Annotated in this window: 16 protein-coding genes; all 16 read left to right on the top strand. The window is 62.4% G+C overall.

Features of this window, described 5'->3' with window-relative positions; translation table 11 throughout:
• The first annotated feature begins 8 nt into the window (after positions 1–8).
• A complete protein-coding gene (locus tag ACOABP_RS08565) occupies positions 9–893 on the top strand; it encodes an N-formylglutamate amidohydrolase (RefSeq protein ID WP_474227797.1) in 885 nt (294 codons plus the stop codon).
• A 234-nt stretch (positions 894–1,127) separates the two neighbouring features.
• Positions 1,128–3,083, top strand: a complete 1,956-nt coding sequence (mnmG, locus tag ACOABP_RS08560; RefSeq protein WP_474227734.1) for a tRNA uridine-5-carboxymethylaminomethyl(34) synthesis enzyme MnmG — start codon at positions 1,128–1,130, stop codon at positions 3,081–3,083.
• Positions 3,084–3,791, top strand: coding sequence for a 16S rRNA (guanine(527)-N(7))-methyltransferase RsmG (gene rsmG, locus ACOABP_RS08555; protein ID WP_474227733.1), 708 nt, complete (start codon positions 3,084–3,086; stop codon positions 3,789–3,791).
• Between the two features lie 76 nt (positions 3,792–3,867).
• On the top strand, positions 3,868–4,641 hold the full coding sequence (locus ACOABP_RS08550; protein ID WP_066736867.1) for a ParA family protein: 774 nt from the start codon (positions 3,868–3,870) through the stop codon (positions 4,639–4,641).
• Positions 4,642–4,673: 32 nt separating this feature from the next.
• Complete coding sequence (locus tag ACOABP_RS08545; protein ID WP_474227732.1) at positions 4,674–5,567, top strand: ParB/RepB/Spo0J family partition protein; 894 nt, start codon at positions 4,674–4,676, stop codon at positions 5,565–5,567.
• Positions 5,568–5,991: 424 nt separating this feature from the next.
• Positions 5,992–6,519: an ATP synthase subunit I gene (locus ACOABP_RS08540; RefSeq protein ID WP_474227731.1), complete on the top strand. Its 528-nt coding sequence runs from the start codon at positions 5,992–5,994 to the stop codon at positions 6,517–6,519.
• A gap of 284 nt (positions 6,520–6,803) precedes the next feature.
• Positions 6,804–7,673: a F0F1 ATP synthase subunit A gene (atpB, locus tag ACOABP_RS08535; protein ID WP_474227730.1), complete on the top strand. Its 870-nt coding sequence runs from the start codon at positions 6,804–6,806 to the stop codon at positions 7,671–7,673.
• Between the two features lie 62 nt (positions 7,674–7,735).
• Complete coding sequence (atpE, locus tag ACOABP_RS08530; protein ID WP_008650162.1) at positions 7,736–8,002, top strand: F0F1 ATP synthase subunit C; 267 nt, start codon at positions 7,736–7,738, stop codon at positions 8,000–8,002.
• 105 nt (positions 8,003–8,107) lie between these two features.
• Entirely contained in the window at positions 8,108–8,578 is a 471-nt protein-coding gene (locus tag ACOABP_RS08525) for a F0F1 ATP synthase subunit B (protein WP_066736810.1), read from the top strand.
• Between the two features lie 2 nt (positions 8,579–8,580).
• Positions 8,581–9,123, top strand: coding sequence for a F0F1 ATP synthase subunit delta (locus tag ACOABP_RS08520; protein ID WP_474227729.1), 543 nt, complete (start codon positions 8,581–8,583; stop codon positions 9,121–9,123).
• A gap of 39 nt (positions 9,124–9,162) precedes the next feature.
• On the top strand, positions 9,163–10,704 hold the full coding sequence (gene atpA, locus ACOABP_RS08515; protein WP_474227728.1) for a F0F1 ATP synthase subunit alpha: 1,542 nt from the start codon (positions 9,163–9,165) through the stop codon (positions 10,702–10,704).
• Positions 10,705–10,775: 71 nt separating this feature from the next.
• The gene (atpG, locus tag ACOABP_RS08510; protein WP_474227727.1) at positions 10,776–11,651 is read left to right on the top strand and encodes a F0F1 ATP synthase subunit gamma; all 876 of its coding nucleotides are present in this window, start codon (positions 10,776–10,778) and stop codon (positions 11,649–11,651) included.
• Positions 11,652–11,684: 33 nt separating this feature from the next.
• Positions 11,685–13,088: a F0F1 ATP synthase subunit beta gene (gene atpD / locus ACOABP_RS08505; protein ID WP_474227726.1), complete on the top strand. Its 1,404-nt coding sequence runs from the start codon at positions 11,685–11,687 to the stop codon at positions 13,086–13,088.
• A 129-nt stretch (positions 13,089–13,217) separates the two neighbouring features.
• Positions 13,218–13,634: a F0F1 ATP synthase subunit epsilon gene (locus ACOABP_RS08500; protein WP_474227725.1), complete on the top strand. Its 417-nt coding sequence runs from the start codon at positions 13,218–13,220 to the stop codon at positions 13,632–13,634.
• An 819-nt stretch (positions 13,635–14,453) separates the two neighbouring features.
• Positions 14,454–15,410 (top strand): alpha/beta hydrolase, encoded by a 957-nt coding sequence (locus ACOABP_RS08495; protein ID WP_474227724.1) that lies wholly within the window; start codon positions 14,454–14,456, stop codon positions 15,408–15,410.
• 102 nt (positions 15,411–15,512) lie between these two features.
• Positions 15,513–16,616: a uroporphyrinogen decarboxylase gene (hemE, locus tag ACOABP_RS08490; RefSeq protein WP_474227723.1), complete on the top strand. Its 1,104-nt coding sequence runs from the start codon at positions 15,513–15,515 to the stop codon at positions 16,614–16,616.
• Positions 16,617–16,865 lie beyond the last annotated feature (249 nt).

Raw genomic sequence — 16,865 nt, 5'->3', positions numbered from 1 at the left:
CCATGGCGATGTTCGACACACCTTACCAGGCGGTACAGGGCGATGCGCCGGGCGGCCCGTTTACGCTTGCTCTACCGGAAGGGCCGGCACTGCCGCTGGTCTGCGATTCGCCGCATAGCGGTGTCCATTACCCGGCCGATTTCCTGGCAGCCGTGCCGCAGGCGCGGCTGCGTGGCGGCGAAGATACTCACATCGATACGCTGTGGGCGGCCATCCCCAAGGTTGGCGGCACCCTGATTGGTGCGACGTTCCCGCGCGTCTACATCGATCCCAACCGTATGCTGGAGGACCTGGACCCGGAACTGCTGGATGCGCCATGGCCGACGCCGCTGTCGCCGGGCGAGAAAACGCGCCTGGGCTATGGCCTGATCTGGCGGAAGGTGGATGCGGCCACGCCGATCTACGACCGGCTGCTCTCGGTGGCAGAGGTCCAGAACCGCATCGGGCGTTACTACCGGCCGTACCACGCGGCGCTGTCCGAAGCCGTGGAGTCCGCATACCGCCAATTCGGCGCGCTTTGGCATCTGAACCTGCACTCGATGCCGAACAACGCCTACGAGCGGCTCAAGATCAATAGCCCGCACCCGCTGGCGGACTTTGTACTGGGCGACCGTGACGGCACGACCTGCGAGCCGGGTATCGTGGATCTGGTGGAGCGGGAACTGAAGTCGATGGGCTACACGGTGTCCCGCAATGATCCGTACAAGGGCGTGCAGTTGATCGCCCAGATCGGAAGGCCGGCAGAGAGGCGCAACAGCCTGCAGATCGAGATCCGCCGCCCGCTGTATATGGACGAGGCGACCAAGGCGCCAAACGCAGGGTTCGCGACTCTGCAGCGTGATCTGGCATTGTTGTCGGAAAGCATCGCCGGCTATATCGGCAGCCAGATCTGAACCATGTTTCACGTGAAACAGTGGCGGTAGGGAAGGGCCCCGTGCAAGCGGGGCCTTTTCTTTTGGCTCCGCGATGGATCGAGTGTTTCACGTGAAACACACTTGGCCGTCCGCGGAGTACCGTTCACGCCATGTTTCACGTGAAACATGGCCGTGGGCAGAGTCCGCCAAACGATTGCCGCTATAATTCGTCATCCCGATTTTTCCCGCCCAGCCTCCCGGAGGAGGTGTCCCATGCTTTACCCGAAAGAATTCGACGTCATTGTCGTCGGCGGTGGTCACGCCGGCACCGAAGCTGCCCTCGCCGCCGCGCGCATGGGCTGCCAGACGCTGCTGCTCACGCACAACATCGAGACGTTGGGCCAGATGAGCTGCAATCCGTCGATTGGCGGCATTGGCAAGGGGCATCTGGTCAAAGAAGTGGACGCCATGGGCGGCGCGATGGCAGCCGCCACCGACGAAGCCGGCATCCAGTTCCGGATCCTCAATTCCAGCAAGGGCCCGGCCGTGCGCGCCACGCGTGCCCAGGCTGACCGCGTGCTGTACCGCAAGGCCATCCGCACGCGCCTGGAGAATCAGCCCAACCTGATGCTGTTCCAGCAGTCCGTGGACGACCTGATGGTGGAGGGCGACCGTGTTGTGGGTGCACGTACCCAGGCGGGCATCGATTTCCGCGCTCGTGCCGTGGTGTTGACCGCCGGTACCTTCCTCGACGGCAAGATCCATGTGGGCCTGGACAACTACACGGGCGGGCGTGCCGGCGACCCGGCTGCGGTATCGCTGTCGGCTCGCCTGAAGGAATTGAAGCTGCCGCAGGGCCGCCTGAAGACCGGTACGCCGCCCCGGATCGATGGTCGGACCATCGATTTCTCGGTCATGGAAGAGCAGCCCGGCGACCTGGACCCGGTGCCGGTGTTCTCGTTCCTCGGCCGCCCGGAGCAGCACCCGCAGCAACTGCCGTGCTGGATCACCCATACCAATAGCCGTACCCACGACATCATCCGCAGCGGTCTCGACCGGTCGCCGATGTACACCGGCGTAATCGAAGGGGTGGGGCCGCGCTATTGCCCGAGCATCGAGGACAAGATCCATCGCTTTTCGGGCAAGGAAAGCCATCAGATTTTCCTTGAGCCGGAAGGGCTCACGACTAACGAGTTCTACCCGAACGGCATTTCCACGAGCCTGCCATTCGATGTGCAACTGGATCTGGTGCATTCGATCCGGGGCATGGAGAACGCACATATCCTGCGCCCAGGCTACGCCATCGAATATGACTACTTCGATCCGCGAGGCCTGAAGGCGTCGCTGGAAAGCAAGGCGATTCAGGGTCTGTTCTTTGCCGGTCAAATCAACGGTACGACTGGCTACGAAGAGGCCGCGGCTCAAGGTCTGCTGGCCGGTATCAATGCAGGGTGCTTCGTGCGAGAGCGCGATGCGTGGACGCCGCGCCGCGATCAGGCGTATCTGGGCGTGCTCGTCGACGATCTGATTACGCGTGGTGTGACTGAGCCGTACCGCATGTTCACGAGCCGCGCCGAGTTCCGCCTGAGCCTGCGCGAAGATAACGCCGATATGCGTCTGACCGAAGCCGGCCGCGAACTGGGCGTGGTGGATGACGCACGCTGGGATGCCTTCAACCGCAAGCGCGACGCTGTTTCACGTGAAACAGAGCGCCTGAAGTCGACGTGGGTCAACCCGACACTGCTGCCCGAAGCTGACGCCGTACCGCTGCTGGGCAAGGCCATCGAGCGCGAGTACTCGCTGGCCGACCTGCTGCGCCGCCCGGAAGTCCGCTACGAAGCGCTGATGGCCCTGCAGGATGGCCGTTATGCACCGGAAACGCCGCTCGCTGACGATGCCATGCTGGCCGAACAGATCCGCGAGCAGATCGAGATCGGCATCAAATACCATGGCTACATCGCCCGCCAGGCTGCCGAGGTGGACAAGCTGGGCGCCAATGAAGCCACCAGGCTGCCGCTGGACTTCGACTACACGGAAGTCCGTGGCCTTGGCTTCGAAGTCAGCCAGAAGCTGAACCAGCACCGTCCGGAAACGCTGGGCCAGGCTTCGCGGATTTCGGGCGTCACGCCGGCGGCGATCTCGCTGCTGTTGGTCCATCTCAAGAAGAAGGGCATGGGACGCACGGCGCAGGCGAACGGAAAGGCCGGTGACGGCCAGGAGGCTGCCTGAGTGGGCGGCTACCGATACACCGTGGTCGACGAGGCCGCCCAACGCCAACGCCTGGAAGCCGGGCTTGCCGCCATCGGCCTGGCGCTGGCTCCCGCGCAGATCGAGACGCTGTTCGCGTACCTGACGCTGCTCCGCAAATGGAACAGTGTCTACAACCTCACCGCCATCCGTCATCCCGACGAGATGTTGACCCACCACATGCTCGATTCGCTGGCGGCAGTCCCCGCGCTGGCGGAGGCTGCCCGCAGTACATCCGTACCGGATGCTGCGCGGGGGCGGGTGCTCGACGTTGGCTCGGGCGGCGGCATGCCGGGCATGCCCCTGGCTATCGCCTGTCCGGATGTGTCCGTGCTGATGGTCGATATCGTGCAGAAGAAGACTGCGTTCCTCACGCAGTGCCGTGCGCAACTGCATCTGACCAACGCGGCCGCGCATTGGGGGCCGGTGGAGAAGATCGAAGATGCCAATGGCTATGCCGTCATTACGTCGCGCGCATTTGCCGAGCTGACGGACTTCGTGAACCTGTCCGGCCACCTGCTGGCGCCGGGCGGCAAGCTGCTGGCGATGAAGGGTGTTTATCCACAGCCCGAGATCGACCGGATGGAAGCTGCCGGCCTGATGCAGACGTGGCAAGTGGAATCGGTGCCGAAAATCGTCGTCCCCGAGCTGGACGCGGAGCGGCATCTCGTAGTGTTATCGCGGCGTTGAATCCGCAGGTTTGAATTTGGGAAGTGTTATTCGTCGCATGAATATGAATGGCACACACAGGGAGCTGCAAGCGCATATGGCCAAGGTATTTGTGATCGCAAACCAGAAGGGCGGCGTCGGCAAGACCACCACCACGGTGAATCTGGCCGCCGGTCTGGCCGCGCAGGAGCAGCGTGTGCTGCTGGTCGACCTGGACCCGCAGGGCAATGCCTCGATGGGTTCGGGCATCGACAAGCAGTCGCTGGAACACAGCGTGTACCAGGTGCTCGTGGGGCTGGCATCGGTACAGCAGGCCACCCGGCGATCGGAGTCGGGTCGCTACGACGTGCTGCCGGCCAACCGCGAACTGGCCGGTGCCGAAGTGGAACTGGTGGAACTGGACCAGCGCGAGCGGCGCCTCAAGCAGGCGCTGGCCGAGGTGGACGACCAGTATGACTTCGTACTGATCGACTGCCCGCCGTCGCTGTCGCTGCTCACGCTGAATGGCCTGTGCGCCGCGCACGGCGTGATCGTGCCGATGCAATGCGAGTACTTCGCGCTCGAAGGGCTGTCCGACCTGGTCAACACGATCAAGCAGGTGCATGCCAATCTGAATCGTGACCTGAAGGTGATCGGCCTGCTGCGCGTGATGTTCGACCCGCGCGTGACGCTGCAGCAGCAGGTGTCGGCGCAACTGGAGGCCCACTTCGCGGAGAAGGTATTCAAGACCGTGATCCCGCGCAATGTGCGGCTGGCCGAGGCACCGTCTTATGGCATGCCGGGCGTGGCATTCGATGCGTCCTCGAAGGGCGCCAAAGCGTATCTCGATTTCGGCGCGGAGATGATCGCGCGCGTACGCCAGCTCGGTTGAGCGGCACGAACAGACAGGGAAGGGTGGCGAGCATGGTGACCGCTAAGAAGAAGGGTCTGGGCCGGGGGCTGGAAGCACTGCTCGGCGGGCCGGCCGAGATTGTCGAAACCGCGAAGCAGGATGGCGCGCCGTCGGTGCTGAGCGTCAATCAGCTCCAGCCCGGCAAGTACCAGCCGCGCACCCGCATGGACGAGGGCGCGCTGCAGGAACTGGCGGCGAGCATCCGTGCGCAGGGGCTGATGCAGCCGATCCTGGTGCGCCGCGTGGCGGAGCCGGATCGCTACGAGATCATCGCCGGCGAACGTCGCTTCCGTGCGTCGAAGCTGGCGGGGCTCGACAAGGTGCCGGTCCTGGTCAAGGACGTGCCCGACGAGGCCGCCGCCGCGATGGCGCTGATCGAGAATATCCAGCGCGAAGACCTGAATCCGCTGGAAGAGGCGCAGGGCATCATGCGCCTGATCCGCGAATTCAGTTTCACGCACGAACAGGCGGCAGAATCGGTCGGCCGTTCGCGCAGCGCGGTTTCGAACCTGCTGCGCCTGCTGAACCTGGCGTCGCCGGTGCAGACCATGCTGATGGCGGGCGATCTCGACATGGGCCACGCGCGCGCGCTGCTGGCCGTGGACGGCGCCAACCAGATCACGCTGGCCAACCAGATCGTGAACAAGCGGCTGTCGGTACGCGAAACCGAGAAGCTCGTCGCGTCGACGCTGAAGCCGTTCGACCTGAAGTCGCTCAAGCAGAAGCAGGGTAACGGTACCCGCGATGTGGCACGGCTCGAAGAAGAGCTGTCGGACACGTTGGGGCTGGCCGTACAGATCAAGCTGGGTGCACGGGGCAAAGGCCAGCTGACCATCCACTTCAGCACCAACGACGCACTCGATGGCGTGCTGACCCGCCTGCGCGAGCCGGCTGCCAGCGCCTGACGTCAGGCCCGGCCGGGTTCCGTATACGTTTACGCGGTATACGGCAATCGTTTTGCCGATGATATTGCCAGGCTGTCGACAGCGCGCGACAGCCTGCAGTCCATGCACCGTGCCGCAGCATGAATCTGCGCGATAACCGCACGGCGCACCGGAGATGACCTTTCGGAATACACGCCCTAAGGGACGCAAGCGCTGGCCGATTCGCCATCATGCACGCGCCAGCGTGCGCAATCCAATTACGTTACGCATCATTGCCGCGCAATTTCGCACCATCCATCATGAATGCGTGATAGCAACCGTTGTGCGAAATTCGCTGCAAGCTAACTGAAAGCAGATTGACTCGTGTTGCTGATTGCTAATAGAATCGTGCGGTTTGAATTCTGGCCGGACGCAAAAAGTTCCGGCCTGGAACGAGGCTAGGCAGGTGGTGGTACGAGACCGTCAGCAGGAAAAATCGCAAGCCGGCACGGCATCCCGCGACAATCGTCGAGATGATGATTGGCGTGATGACTGGGATGATAGCGCCGCGCGCGAAGATGAAGCTGTCGATCCGCTGTCGCATGCCGAAGCGGTGACACTGCTTGGCGAGCGCGCGTTGCGCCCGTCGCGCATGACACCGGGCAAGGTCGTGCTGGCGCAGGTCGTCGTGACGCTGCTGTCGGCCGTCGCCTGGGCGGTGTTCGCGCATGAGCATGCACCGTCGGGCTGGTCGGCCTTCTTCGGCGGCATGGCGTGTTTTGTCCCCAGCGGCTTCTTTGCGCTGCGTCTGTATATGTCGCGCAAGCAGCCGTCGGTCGGCGGTCTGGTGGCCGGCGAGGCAATCAAGGTCTTCGGCACGATGGCACTGCTGGTGCTGGTGATCGTGCTGTACCGCGATCTGCGCTGGGTGCCGATGCTGGTCACGTTCCTGTTGGCGCTCAAGACTTATTGGGTGGCGCTCGCGATCCGCTAAGCGGAGATACGCGAATCCCGTCGCCCTTGGCAATGCATGAAGCAGGGCCACGGCGTGGGGTTCGGTCTCAGATGAGGCACCCATCCGGAATATCAAGTGGTTTTACGCGCAGGGCGTCACAACGGTGAAGCGCTGCGTGAGTAAGGTTTTGCCCAGAACAATAGCGCGGGCTTGCCCAGGCGGTGACCGGTCACTTGACCGAAGGCCAAAGCAAGACGCATACCGGGTGACCGCCCAAGCGGTTGCCGGAAACAAAGATTTCGCAATATACCGATCGTTTCGACATGTCAGCTGAAGCTACCCAAGGCGCTGGGCACACGCTCACACCCTCAGGCTATATCGCCGAACACCTGCAGAACTTTAATTCGGTCGGCGGCAAGCAGCATTCCGTCGTCGATTTCAGTGTGCTCAACTACGACACCGTGTTCTGGTCGGTGCTGTGCGGCGTCATCGCCTTGCTGTTCCTGTATGTTGCCGCCCGCCGTGTCACGGCCGGCGTGCCGGGCCGCTTCCAGGCCTTCGTGGAAATGATCGTCGAGATGGTCGACGACCAGGCCAAGGGCATCATTCACGGCGACCGCTCGTGGATCGCTCCGCTGGCGCTGATGGTGTTCTGCTGGATCACCATGATGAACGCGATCGACCTGATCCCCGTGGACTGGGTTACCGGCCTGAACAACGTGCTGGGCATCTTCCACATCCATCTTCCGCACCACCGCGCCGTGGCCACGGCCGACCTGAACGGCACGCTGGGCATGTCGTGCTCGGTTCTGGTGCTGATGATCTACTACAGCTTCAAGATCAAGGGCGCAGGCGGCTTCATGCACGAGCTGTTCTCCGCACCGTTCGGCGCCAAGTGGTACCTGGCCCCGTTCAACCTGATCCTGAACATCATCGAATTCCTGGCCAAGGCCGTGTCGCTGGGCATGCGGTTGTTCGGCAACATGTACGCCGGCGAACTGGTGTTCCTGCTGATCGCCTTGCTGGGTTCCATCTGGACGTTCAGCGCCGACCTGTCGGCCCTGGGCTTCGTCGGACACGTGGTTGCCGGTACCGTATGGGCCATCTTCCACATCCTGATCGTGCTGCTCCAGGCATTCATTTTCATGATGCTGACGCTGGTGTACATCGGCCAGGCTCACGATCACCACTGATTTTCCGGTTCTTCGTTTTTTGGTTTTTTGGTTCTAAGTCTCTCTAAATTAAAGGAGTCATCATGCAAGCATATCTCGCCAACATCCAGGGTCTGACCGCAATCGGTATCGGCATCATCATCGGTCTGGGCGCTATCGGCGCCTGCCTGGGTATCGCCCTGATGGGTGGCAAGTACATCGAAGCCTGCGCACGTCAGCCCGAGCTGATGAACCCGCTGCAAACCAAGATGTTCCTGCTGGCTGGCCTGATCGACGCTGCATTCCTGATCGGTGTGGGTGTTGCAATGCTGTTCGCCTTCGCCAACCCGCTGCTGTCGGTCATTCAGTAAGTCTTTTCGGTCTGCATGATGCTGACGGGCGGCGCAGGCCTCAGTCCGATGGCCTGGCCGCCCTTGTGCATTTATCTGTAGTTTGATTACCGAAAGGAACACACCATGAATCTGAACGCAACGTTTTTTGCGCAGATGGTCGTGTTCTTCATCCTGTGGTGGGTTGTTGCCAAATTTATTTGGCCGCCGCTGGTGAAGGCGCTCGACGAACGCGCAAAGAAGATCGCCGATGGCCTCGCCGCTGCCGAAAAGGGCAAGGCGGAGCTTGAGCTCGCCAACAAGCGTGTGGACCAGGCCATGGCCGAAGCCCGCACCGAAGGCGCACAACGTGTGGCCGACGCTGAAAAGCGCGCCCAGGTTGCCGCTGACGAGATCAAGCAGAACGCCCAGGCAGAAGCCGCACGCATCATCGCCCAGGCCAAGGCCGAGGCAGAGCAGCAAGTGACCCGCGCCCGCGAAACGCTGCGCGACCAGGTCGCCGTGCTTGCCGTGAAGGGTGCAGAGCAGATCCTCAAGCGTGAAGTGAACGCGCAGGTGCATGCAGACCTGCTCAATCAACTCAAGGCTGAGCTCTAATCATGGCTGAAACCGCAACCATTGCCCGTCCCTACGCCGAGGCGCTGTTCCGCGTCGCGAGCGAAGCCGGTGCAGGCAACCTGGGTGCATGGTCCGAGCTGGTGTCGGAGATGGGGCAGGTTGCCGCCAACCCCGACATGCAGGCGCTCGCCACCGATCCGAACGTCCCGGGCGAAAAGCTCCAGGAAGTGTTCCTGTCGGTGCTGAAGAGCCCGGTGAACGATGAAGCGCGTCGCTTCGTCAACCTGCTGGTGGAAAACAACCGCCTGACGGTGCTGCCGGAAGTCGCCGAACAGTTCCATGCGCTCAAGAATGCCCGCGAGGGTTCGTCCGACGTCGAGATCATCAGCGCTTTCCCGCTGGACGATTCGCAGACGAAGGAACTGGTCGCCGTACTCGAACGCAAGTTCGGTCGCAAGCTGTACGCAAAGGTGGCGGTAGACCCGTCGCTGATTGGCGGCGTGAGCGTCAAGGTCGGCGACGAAGTGCTCGACACCTCCGTGCGCGCGCGCCTGGCTGCCATGCAAGCCACGCTGACCGCCTGACTGCAACGGCCGACGGATTGAAGAATTAGGAGCATTGTGATGCAACTGAACCCCTCAGAAATCAGCGAGCTGATCAAGTCCCGCATCTCGGGTCTTGGCGCCGACGCTGAAGTGCGCAACACCGGCACGGTGATTTCCGTGACCGATGGTATCTGCCGCGTGCATGGCCTGTCCGGCGTGATGCAGGGCGAGATGCTGGAATTCCCGGGTAACACGTTTGGCCTGGCACTGAACCTCGAGCGTGACTCGGTGGGTGCCGTGGTGCTGGGCGATTACGAACACATTTCGGAAGGCGATACGGTCAAGTGCACCGGCCGCATTCTGGAAGTGCCGGTTGGCAAGGAACTGCTGGGCCGCGTGGTCAACACGCTGGGTCAGCCGATCGACGGCAAGGGCCCGATCAACGCCAAGGAAACGGACGTGATCGAGAAGGTGGCTCCGGGCGTGATCGCACGTCAGTCGGTGAGCCAGCCGGTGCAGACCGGCCTGAAGTCGATCGACGCCATGGTGCCGATCGGCCGTGGCCAGCGCGAGCTGATCATTGGCGACCGCCAGACCGGCAAGACCGCCGTGGCCGTCGATGCCATCATCAACCAGAAGGGCAAGGGCGTCTTCTGCGTGTACGTGGCAATCGGCCAGAAGGCTTCGACGATCTCGAACGTGGTGCGCAAGCTCGAAGAGCACGGCGCCATGGAATACACGATCGTCGTGGCCGCATCGGCTTCGGACTCGGCCGCCATGCAGTACCTGGCTGCCTACGCCGGCTGCACGATGGGCGAATACTTCCGCGACCGCGGCGAAGACGCGCTGATCGTTTATGACGATCTGACCAAGCAAGCCTGGGCCTACCGCCAGGTGTCGCTGCTGCTGCGCCGCCCGCCGGGCCGTGAAGCCTACCCGGGTGACGTGTTCTACCTGCACTCGCGCCTGCTGGAGCGTGCAGCCCGCGTGAACGAAGACTACGTGGCCAAGTTCACGAACGGCGCCGTCACCGGCAAGACCGGTTCGCTGACCGCGCTGCCCGTGATCGAAACGCAGGCCGGCGACGTGTCCGCGTTCGTGCCGACCAACGTGATCTCGATTACCGACGGTCAGATCTTCCTGGAAACCGACCTGTTCAACGCCGGTATCCGTCCCGCTATCAACGCCGGTATTTCGGTGTCGCGCGTGGGTGGTGCCGCTCAGACCAAGGTCATCAAGAAGCTGTCCGGCGGTATCCGTACCGACCTGGCCCAGTACCGTGAACTGGCTGCGTTCGCGCAGTTCGCCTCGGACCTGGACGATGCCACCCGCAAGCAGCTGGAGCGCGGCCGCCGCGTGACGGAACTGCTGAAGCAGCCGCAATACCAGCCGCTGCAGGTGTGGCAACTGGCCGCGTCGCTGTATGCCGCGAACAATGGCTTCCTCGACAACGTCGACGTGAAGGACATCCTGCCGTTCGAAAAGGGCCTGCACGACCATCTGAAGACCAAGTTCGCCGACCTCGTCAACCGCATCGAAGATACCAAGGATCTGTCGAAGGACGACGAAGCCGCCCTGCGTGCAGCGCTCGAGGATTTCAGGAAGTCCGCCGCGTTCTAACCGCGTGATTCCACGGACCGCGCCGTAGCTGCCGCAAGGCATGCGGCGCGGCACGAATGGAGAGGAAAGATATGGCCGGAACGAAAGAGATTCGAACCAAGATCAAGAGCGTGCAGAACACGCGAAAGATCACCAAGGCGATGGAAATGGTCGCCGCATCCAAAATGCGCAAGGCGCAGGAACGGATGCGCAACGCCCGTCCGTACGCTGAAAAAGTGCGCAATATCGCAGCGCACTTGGCCACTGCCAACCCCGAGTTCAAGCACCCGTTCATGGTGGAGCGCGATGTAAAGCGCGTCGGCATGATCGTGGTGACGACCGACAAGGGTCTGTGCGGCGGCATGAATACCAACGTGCTGCGAGCCGTGACCAATGAACTGAAGACCCTGCAGAACCGTGGCGTGGACGTGCAAGCGACCGCCATCGGCACCAAGGGCATGCAGTTCCTGGGTCGCATTGGCGCCAAGGTGGTCTCGAACGTGGTGCACCTCGGTGACACCCCGCATCTGGAAAAGCTGATCGGCGCGATCAAGGTCCAGCTGGATGCCTTTACCAACGGCGAAGTCGATGCGGTGTACCTGGCTTATACCAGGTTCATCAACACGATGAAGCAGGAGCCGATGGTCGAGCAACTGCTGCCGCTGGCCGCAGACAAGCTGAGCCAGACCGAAGATGAAAAGCGCGCCTACTCGTGGGATTACATCTACGAGCCCGACGCCCAGACGGTTGTGGAAGAGCTGCTCGTCCGCTACGTCGAAGCGCTGGTGTACCAGGCCGTGGCCGAGAACATGGCGTCGGAGCAATCCGCGCGCATGGTGGCCATGAAGGCGGCTTCCGACAATGCCAAGAACGTGATTGGTGAACTGCAGCTGGTCTACAACAAGACCCGCCAGGCAGCGATCACGAAGGAACTGTCGGAAATCGTCAGCGGCGCAGCTGCGGTCTAAGGCGTCAAGAATTCAAGCTATCGGAGATACGAAATGAGTATCGGAAATATTGTGCAGTGCATTGGCGCCGTGGTGGACATCGAGTTCCCGCGTGACGCAATGCCGAAGGTGTACGACGCACTCGTGCTCGAAGAGGGCAACGACAAGTCGTTCGCCGAGAAGGGTCTGACCTTCGAAGTGCAGCAACAGCTCGGTGACGGCGTGGTGCGTACCATTGCCCTGGGCTCGTCGGACGGCCTGCGCCGTGGCATGTCGGTGAAGAGCACCGGCGCCCCCATCTCCGTGCCGGTTGGCCACGGTACGCTGGGCCGCATCATGGACGTGCTGGGTCGCCCGATCGACGAAGCCGGCCCGATCGCCGCTGACGAAAAGCGCGCGATTCACCAGAAGGCACCGAAGTTCGACGAACTGTCGCCGTCGGTTGACCTGCTGGAAACCGGCATCAAGGTGATCGACCTGGTGTGCCCGTTCGCAAAGGGCGGCAAGGTGGGCCTGTTCGGTGGCGCCGGCGTCGGCAAGACCGTGAACATGATGGAGCTCATCAACAACATCGCCAAGCAGCACAGCGGTCTGTCGGTGTTTGCCGGCGTGGGCGAGCGTACCCGTGAAGGGAACGACTTCTACCACGAAATGAAGGACTCGAACGTGCTCGACAAGGTGGCCATGGTGTTCGGCCAGATGAACGAGCCGCCGGGCAACCGTCTGCGCGTGGCGCTGACCGGCCTGACGATGGCCGAGCGCTTCCGTGACGAAGGCCGTGACATCCTGTTCTTCGTCGACAACATCTACCGCTACACGCTGGCCGGTACCGAAGTGTCGGCACTGCTGGGCCGTATGCCTTCCGCCGTGGGCTACCAGCCGACGCTGGCCGAAGAAATGGGCAAGCTGCAGGAGCGTATTACGTCGACCAAGACTGGCTCGATCACGTCGATCCAGGCCGTGTACGTGCCTGCCGATGACTTGACCGACCCGTCGCCGGCTACCACCTTCCTGCACCTGGACTCGACCGTCGTGCTGTCGCGTGACATCGCCGCGCTGGGTATCTACCCCGCCGTCGATCCGCTCGATTCGACCTCGCGCCAGCTGGATCCGCAAGTCGTGGGTACGGAACACTACGAAGTGGCCCGCCGCGTTCAGCAGACCCTGCAGCGCTACAAGGAACTGCGCGACATCATCGCGATTCTGGGCATGGACGAACTGTCGCCGGAAGACAAGCTGGCCGTGTCGCGCGCTCGTAAGATCCAGCGCTTCCTGTCGCAGCCGTTCCACGTGGCCGAAGTGTTCACGGGTTCGCCGGGCAAGTACGTGCCGCTGAAGGAAACCATCCGTGGTTTCAAGATGCTGGTGGATGGCGAGTGCGATCACCTGCCGGAACAGGCCTTCTACATGGTCGGTGCGATCGACGAAGCCTTCGAGAAGGCCAAGAAGCTTCAGTAAGCGGCGTCTTTCGCCTTTGCGTCAAAGCGTGGCTGCCGTGCCCCGGCAGGCAGCCGCAACCGGCGCGAAGGCGAAGATCGTGCTTCCTGATTTGCGGGAAGCCAACGCTTTCTGGAGAAAGGATCTTATATGGCAACCATTCTTGTAGACGTCGTCAGCGCCGAAGCGTCGATCTTCTCCGGTCAGGCGAAGTTCGTGGCGCTGCCGGGCGAGACGGGTGAACTGGGCATTCTGCCGGGCCACACGCCGCTGATCACCCGCATCCAGCCGGGTGCGGTGCGCATCGAGAAGGAAGACGGCAACGAGGAATTCGTGTTCGTTGCTGGCGGTATTCTCGAAGTGCAGCCTCAGCACGTGACCGTTCTGGCCGACACCGCCATCCGCGGTAGCGACCTGGACGAAGCCAAGGCGCAGGATGCCAAGCGTGCCGCAGAGGAACTGATGCAGAACCAGAGCAGCGATCTGGATCTGGCTCGCGCCCAAAGCGAGCTGGCCGTGGCCGCCGCGCAACTGGCTGCAATCGCCCGCTTGCGTCGTAAGAAGTAAGCAATACCTGCAGTCGCCACGCTGTTGTTTTTCGGCGTGGCAAATGAAAAAGGCAGCCGATCAGGCTGCCTTTTTTGTCTTCCGGACGCTATATTTCGTTGCCTGGACCACAAAAAAAAGCGCGCGGGCCGGGGAGGCTCCGCGCGGACGGGAAAATCCCTTCGAGGGGTCAATTCGAAGGAACGGGTTCGGTCCAGGATTCACTTACAAGCGCAGCGGAACTTCATGTCCGCATCATTGGCGAGTTTCCAGTTATCGGAATCTCAAGCCACGCGCTACCGGTCTTCCTGGTAGTCCGGATCAGTCGATTTTGATCGGCTGGTCCGGATAAATCGGGAACTGCTCAGGCTTTCTTCCACACCCCTTATTTTTCAAGGCTTTAGCGGCGGGGGTGCCTCACACCAAGCGCTGGTCTGTCAATGCATTGTGGGGGAAACTTCTGGGGATGGCAGTAACAAAATGTATCCTTTTGCAAGAAGATGAAAGGCCGGGCGGAAAAAATCCGGCGTTTTGGACACTTTTATTCGTTTTTGAAAGCGTTTTCACAACGCCAACTAGCGATTTGCCTAGTCAAAAATGTTAAGACATTACCGGCGTAGTGTACTGAATGCATTACGTTTTTTCGGCTAGCGCTTAATACCTTCCCCACTTTCGTGGGATGTCCGAAATGGGCCCCTGAAAAGTGTGTTCGGTGGCGCATTCAGCGTTACGATTGGAAACGGTTCCAAGGGCATATTCCGACACAGTCAAAGAGTCCCGGCACGCGCACCACAGACGCTACACTGGCGGACGTTCGTCATTCCGCCAGAATTCCCCGCCATGGCCATTGATCCCCAGCTGCAAGCCTATTACCGCCAGATGGCGGAAGTGTATGCCGGCCAACCCGTCGCGCAGAGCGCCGTCGAGCGTCGCGCCCGTTTTGTGGACGTGGCTGCGCGCTCGCAGTTGCCCGACCCTGAAGGCCTGGCGGTCACGGATCTTGATCTGCCGGTGGAGGGCGCATCTCTGGCCGTTCGGCTATTCCGTCCGGTCGACGTCGACCATCCGCGACTGATCGTTTATTTTCACGGCGGCGGCTGGGTCGTCGGATCGCCGTCAACCCATCACACCGTGGCGGCCTTGCTGGCGGCCGATACTGGCTGCGCAGTCGCCAGTGTCGACTACCGGCTTGCACCTGAGCAGGCATTCCCGGCGCCTTGCGACGACGCCATTGCAGCGGTCCGGTGGCTCGCCAATGCACGTGAGGACTTTGGATTCGCGCCTGGATTCCTTGCCGTCGCCGGCGACAGCGCAGGCGGCCACCTGGCTGCCGTCGCCGCGCGGCATCTCAACGATGAAGCCGGCAGCCACGTGGTCAACGCCCAGCTGCTGATCTATCCGGTGGCCGCGCCAGTGCTGACAACCGAGAGCTACCGCGCTTTCGCCGATGGCCCGGGCCTGACCCGTGACGAAATGGCGTGGTTCTGGACCCAGTACATCGGTGCCGATGCCCTGGCGCTCGGCGCCGCACATACCGACCCGCGCATCCACCTGATGGCGACCCCGCCGCGCCATCTTCCGCCTGCCAGCGTGGTCATCGTGGCATCCAACGACGTGCTGCGCGACGACGGCCTGGCCTACGCCGATTTCCTGGTGCGCCACGATGCGCCCGTGGTCACGATCGAGGCCAGCGGCATGACCCACGGATTCGCCCGGCTGCAGCCCGACGCCCTGCGTGCGCGCGAGTGGATGCGTCGCGCGGCCCAGGCCTTTGTCGCCGCGTTCGACGAAACCTGACGTACGCGTGCCGGAAGCTGGCACGGATATGACGGCCATCATCCCCCGGGGCGGCTGCTCGCGGCGGCGTTCCCGTAGAATGGCGGTCTTACGAGGATGACCATGACCGTACTGCAGAACGACACCTTCCTGCGCGCGCTGCGCCGGCAACCCACCGAATACACGCCGCTCTGGCTGATGCGTCAGGCCGGCCGCTACCTGCCCGAGTACAACGCTACGCGCGCTCGCGCGGGCAGCTTCCTGGGGCTGGCGAAGAACCCGGCGTATGCCACGGAAGTCACGCTGCAGCCGCTCGACCGTTATCCGCTCGATGCCGCGATCCTGTTCTCGGACATCCTGACGGTGCCCGACGCGATGGGCCTGGGCCTGTCGTTTGCCCAGGGCGAGGGCCCGCGCTTCGCCCATCCGCTGCGTACCGAAGCAGATGTGGCAAAGCTGGCGGTGCCGGACATGTCGTCGCTGCAGTACGTATTCGACGCGGTCAGCGAGATCCGTCGCGCCCTGGTGCAGGATGGCGCCCAGCGCGTGCCGCTGATCGGATTTTCGGGCAGCCCGTGGACGCTGGCCTGCTATATGGTCGAAGGCGGCGGTTCGGACGACTTCCGCACCGTCAAGGCCATGATGTACGCCCGGCCCGACCTGATGCACCGGATCCTGGAGATCAACGCGCAAGCCGTCTCTGCGTATCTGAATGCCCAGATCGAGGCAGGCGCGCAGGCCGTGATGGTGTTCGACACCTGGGGCGGCGCGCTGGCCGACGGCATGTACCAGACGTTCTCGCTCGCCTATATGCGCCGCGTGCTGCAGGGCCTGAAGCGCGAGCACGATGGCCAGCAGATTCCGGTGATCGTGTTCACGAAGGGCGGCGGTATCTGGCTGGAGCAGATCGCGGCCATCGAACCCGATGCGATCGGTCTGGACTGGACGGTCAACCTGACCCAGGCGCGCCGCCGCACCGAGGGCAAGGTCGCGCTCCAGGGCAACATCGATCCCACCGTGCTGTTTGCGTCGGAATCGGCAATCCGCGAGCAGGTGCGCGGTGTGCTCGATAGCTACGCGGCAGGTGGCGGCAGCGACGGCCATGTCTTCAACCTCGGGCATGGCATTTCGCAGTTCACGCCGCCGGAAAACGTCTCGGTGCTGGTGGACGAAGTGCACAGCCACAGTCGCAAGCTGCGCAGTGCGAAGGTTGCACCTGCCGCCTGACCTGGGCGTTTTCCCCGCGACGCAGCGATGTGATGGGTATTTGCCGCGCTGTGCCGCAGCAGGCGCTGCGTGCGTCCTGTCAAGTAAACTATTTAGCGATATTTCGCCAAAAAGGTGCTAGGCGCTTGTTCTCAAGGCTTGACTTATGCACACCGATAGGTTTGCGGCACTGCACGAGCGGGTTACCCCTTAACTCAGTTGGGGGGTCTTTGCAAGTCCTTGATTCATAAGGCTTTGAATGTTCTGCAA

It is taken from the genome of Cupriavidus sp. HE11 (assembly GCF_056097175.1).
This window is presented reverse-complemented; position numbering and strand designations above follow the sequence as displayed.

Coding starts and splice junctions, on each gene's coding strand:
- ACOABP_RS08525 (WP_066736810.1), top strand. CDS start 8,108: ATGAATCTGAACGCAACGTTTTTTGCGCAGATGGTCGTGTTCTTCATC.
- ACOABP_RS08545 (WP_474227732.1), top strand. CDS start 4,674: ATGGTGACCGCTAAGAAGAAGGGTCTGGGCCGGGGGCTGGAAGCACTG.
- atpE (WP_008650162.1), top strand. CDS start 7,736: ATGCAAGCATATCTCGCCAACATCCAGGGTCTGACCGCAATCGGTATC.
- atpB (WP_474227730.1), top strand. CDS start 6,804: ATGTCAGCTGAAGCTACCCAAGGCGCTGGGCACACGCTCACACCCTCA.
- ACOABP_RS08495 (WP_474227724.1), top strand. CDS start 14,454: ATGGCCATTGATCCCCAGCTGCAAGCCTATTACCGCCAGATGGCGGAA.
- ACOABP_RS08565 (WP_474227797.1), top strand. CDS start 9: ATGTTCGACACACCTTACCAGGCGGTACAGGGCGATGCGCCGGGCGGC.
- ACOABP_RS08550 (WP_066736867.1), top strand. CDS start 3,868: ATGGCCAAGGTATTTGTGATCGCAAACCAGAAGGGCGGCGTCGGCAAG.
- atpA (WP_474227728.1), top strand. CDS start 9,163: ATGCAACTGAACCCCTCAGAAATCAGCGAGCTGATCAAGTCCCGCATC.
- atpG (WP_474227727.1), top strand. CDS start 10,776: ATGGCCGGAACGAAAGAGATTCGAACCAAGATCAAGAGCGTGCAGAAC.
- ACOABP_RS08520 (WP_474227729.1), top strand. CDS start 8,581: ATGGCTGAAACCGCAACCATTGCCCGTCCCTACGCCGAGGCGCTGTTC.
- mnmG (WP_474227734.1), top strand. CDS start 1,128: ATGCTTTACCCGAAAGAATTCGACGTCATTGTCGTCGGCGGTGGTCAC.
- atpD (WP_474227726.1), top strand. CDS start 11,685: ATGAGTATCGGAAATATTGTGCAGTGCATTGGCGCCGTGGTGGACATC.
- ACOABP_RS08500 (WP_474227725.1), top strand. CDS start 13,218: ATGGCAACCATTCTTGTAGACGTCGTCAGCGCCGAAGCGTCGATCTTC.
- hemE (WP_474227723.1), top strand. CDS start 15,513: ATGACCGTACTGCAGAACGACACCTTCCTGCGCGCGCTGCGCCGGCAA.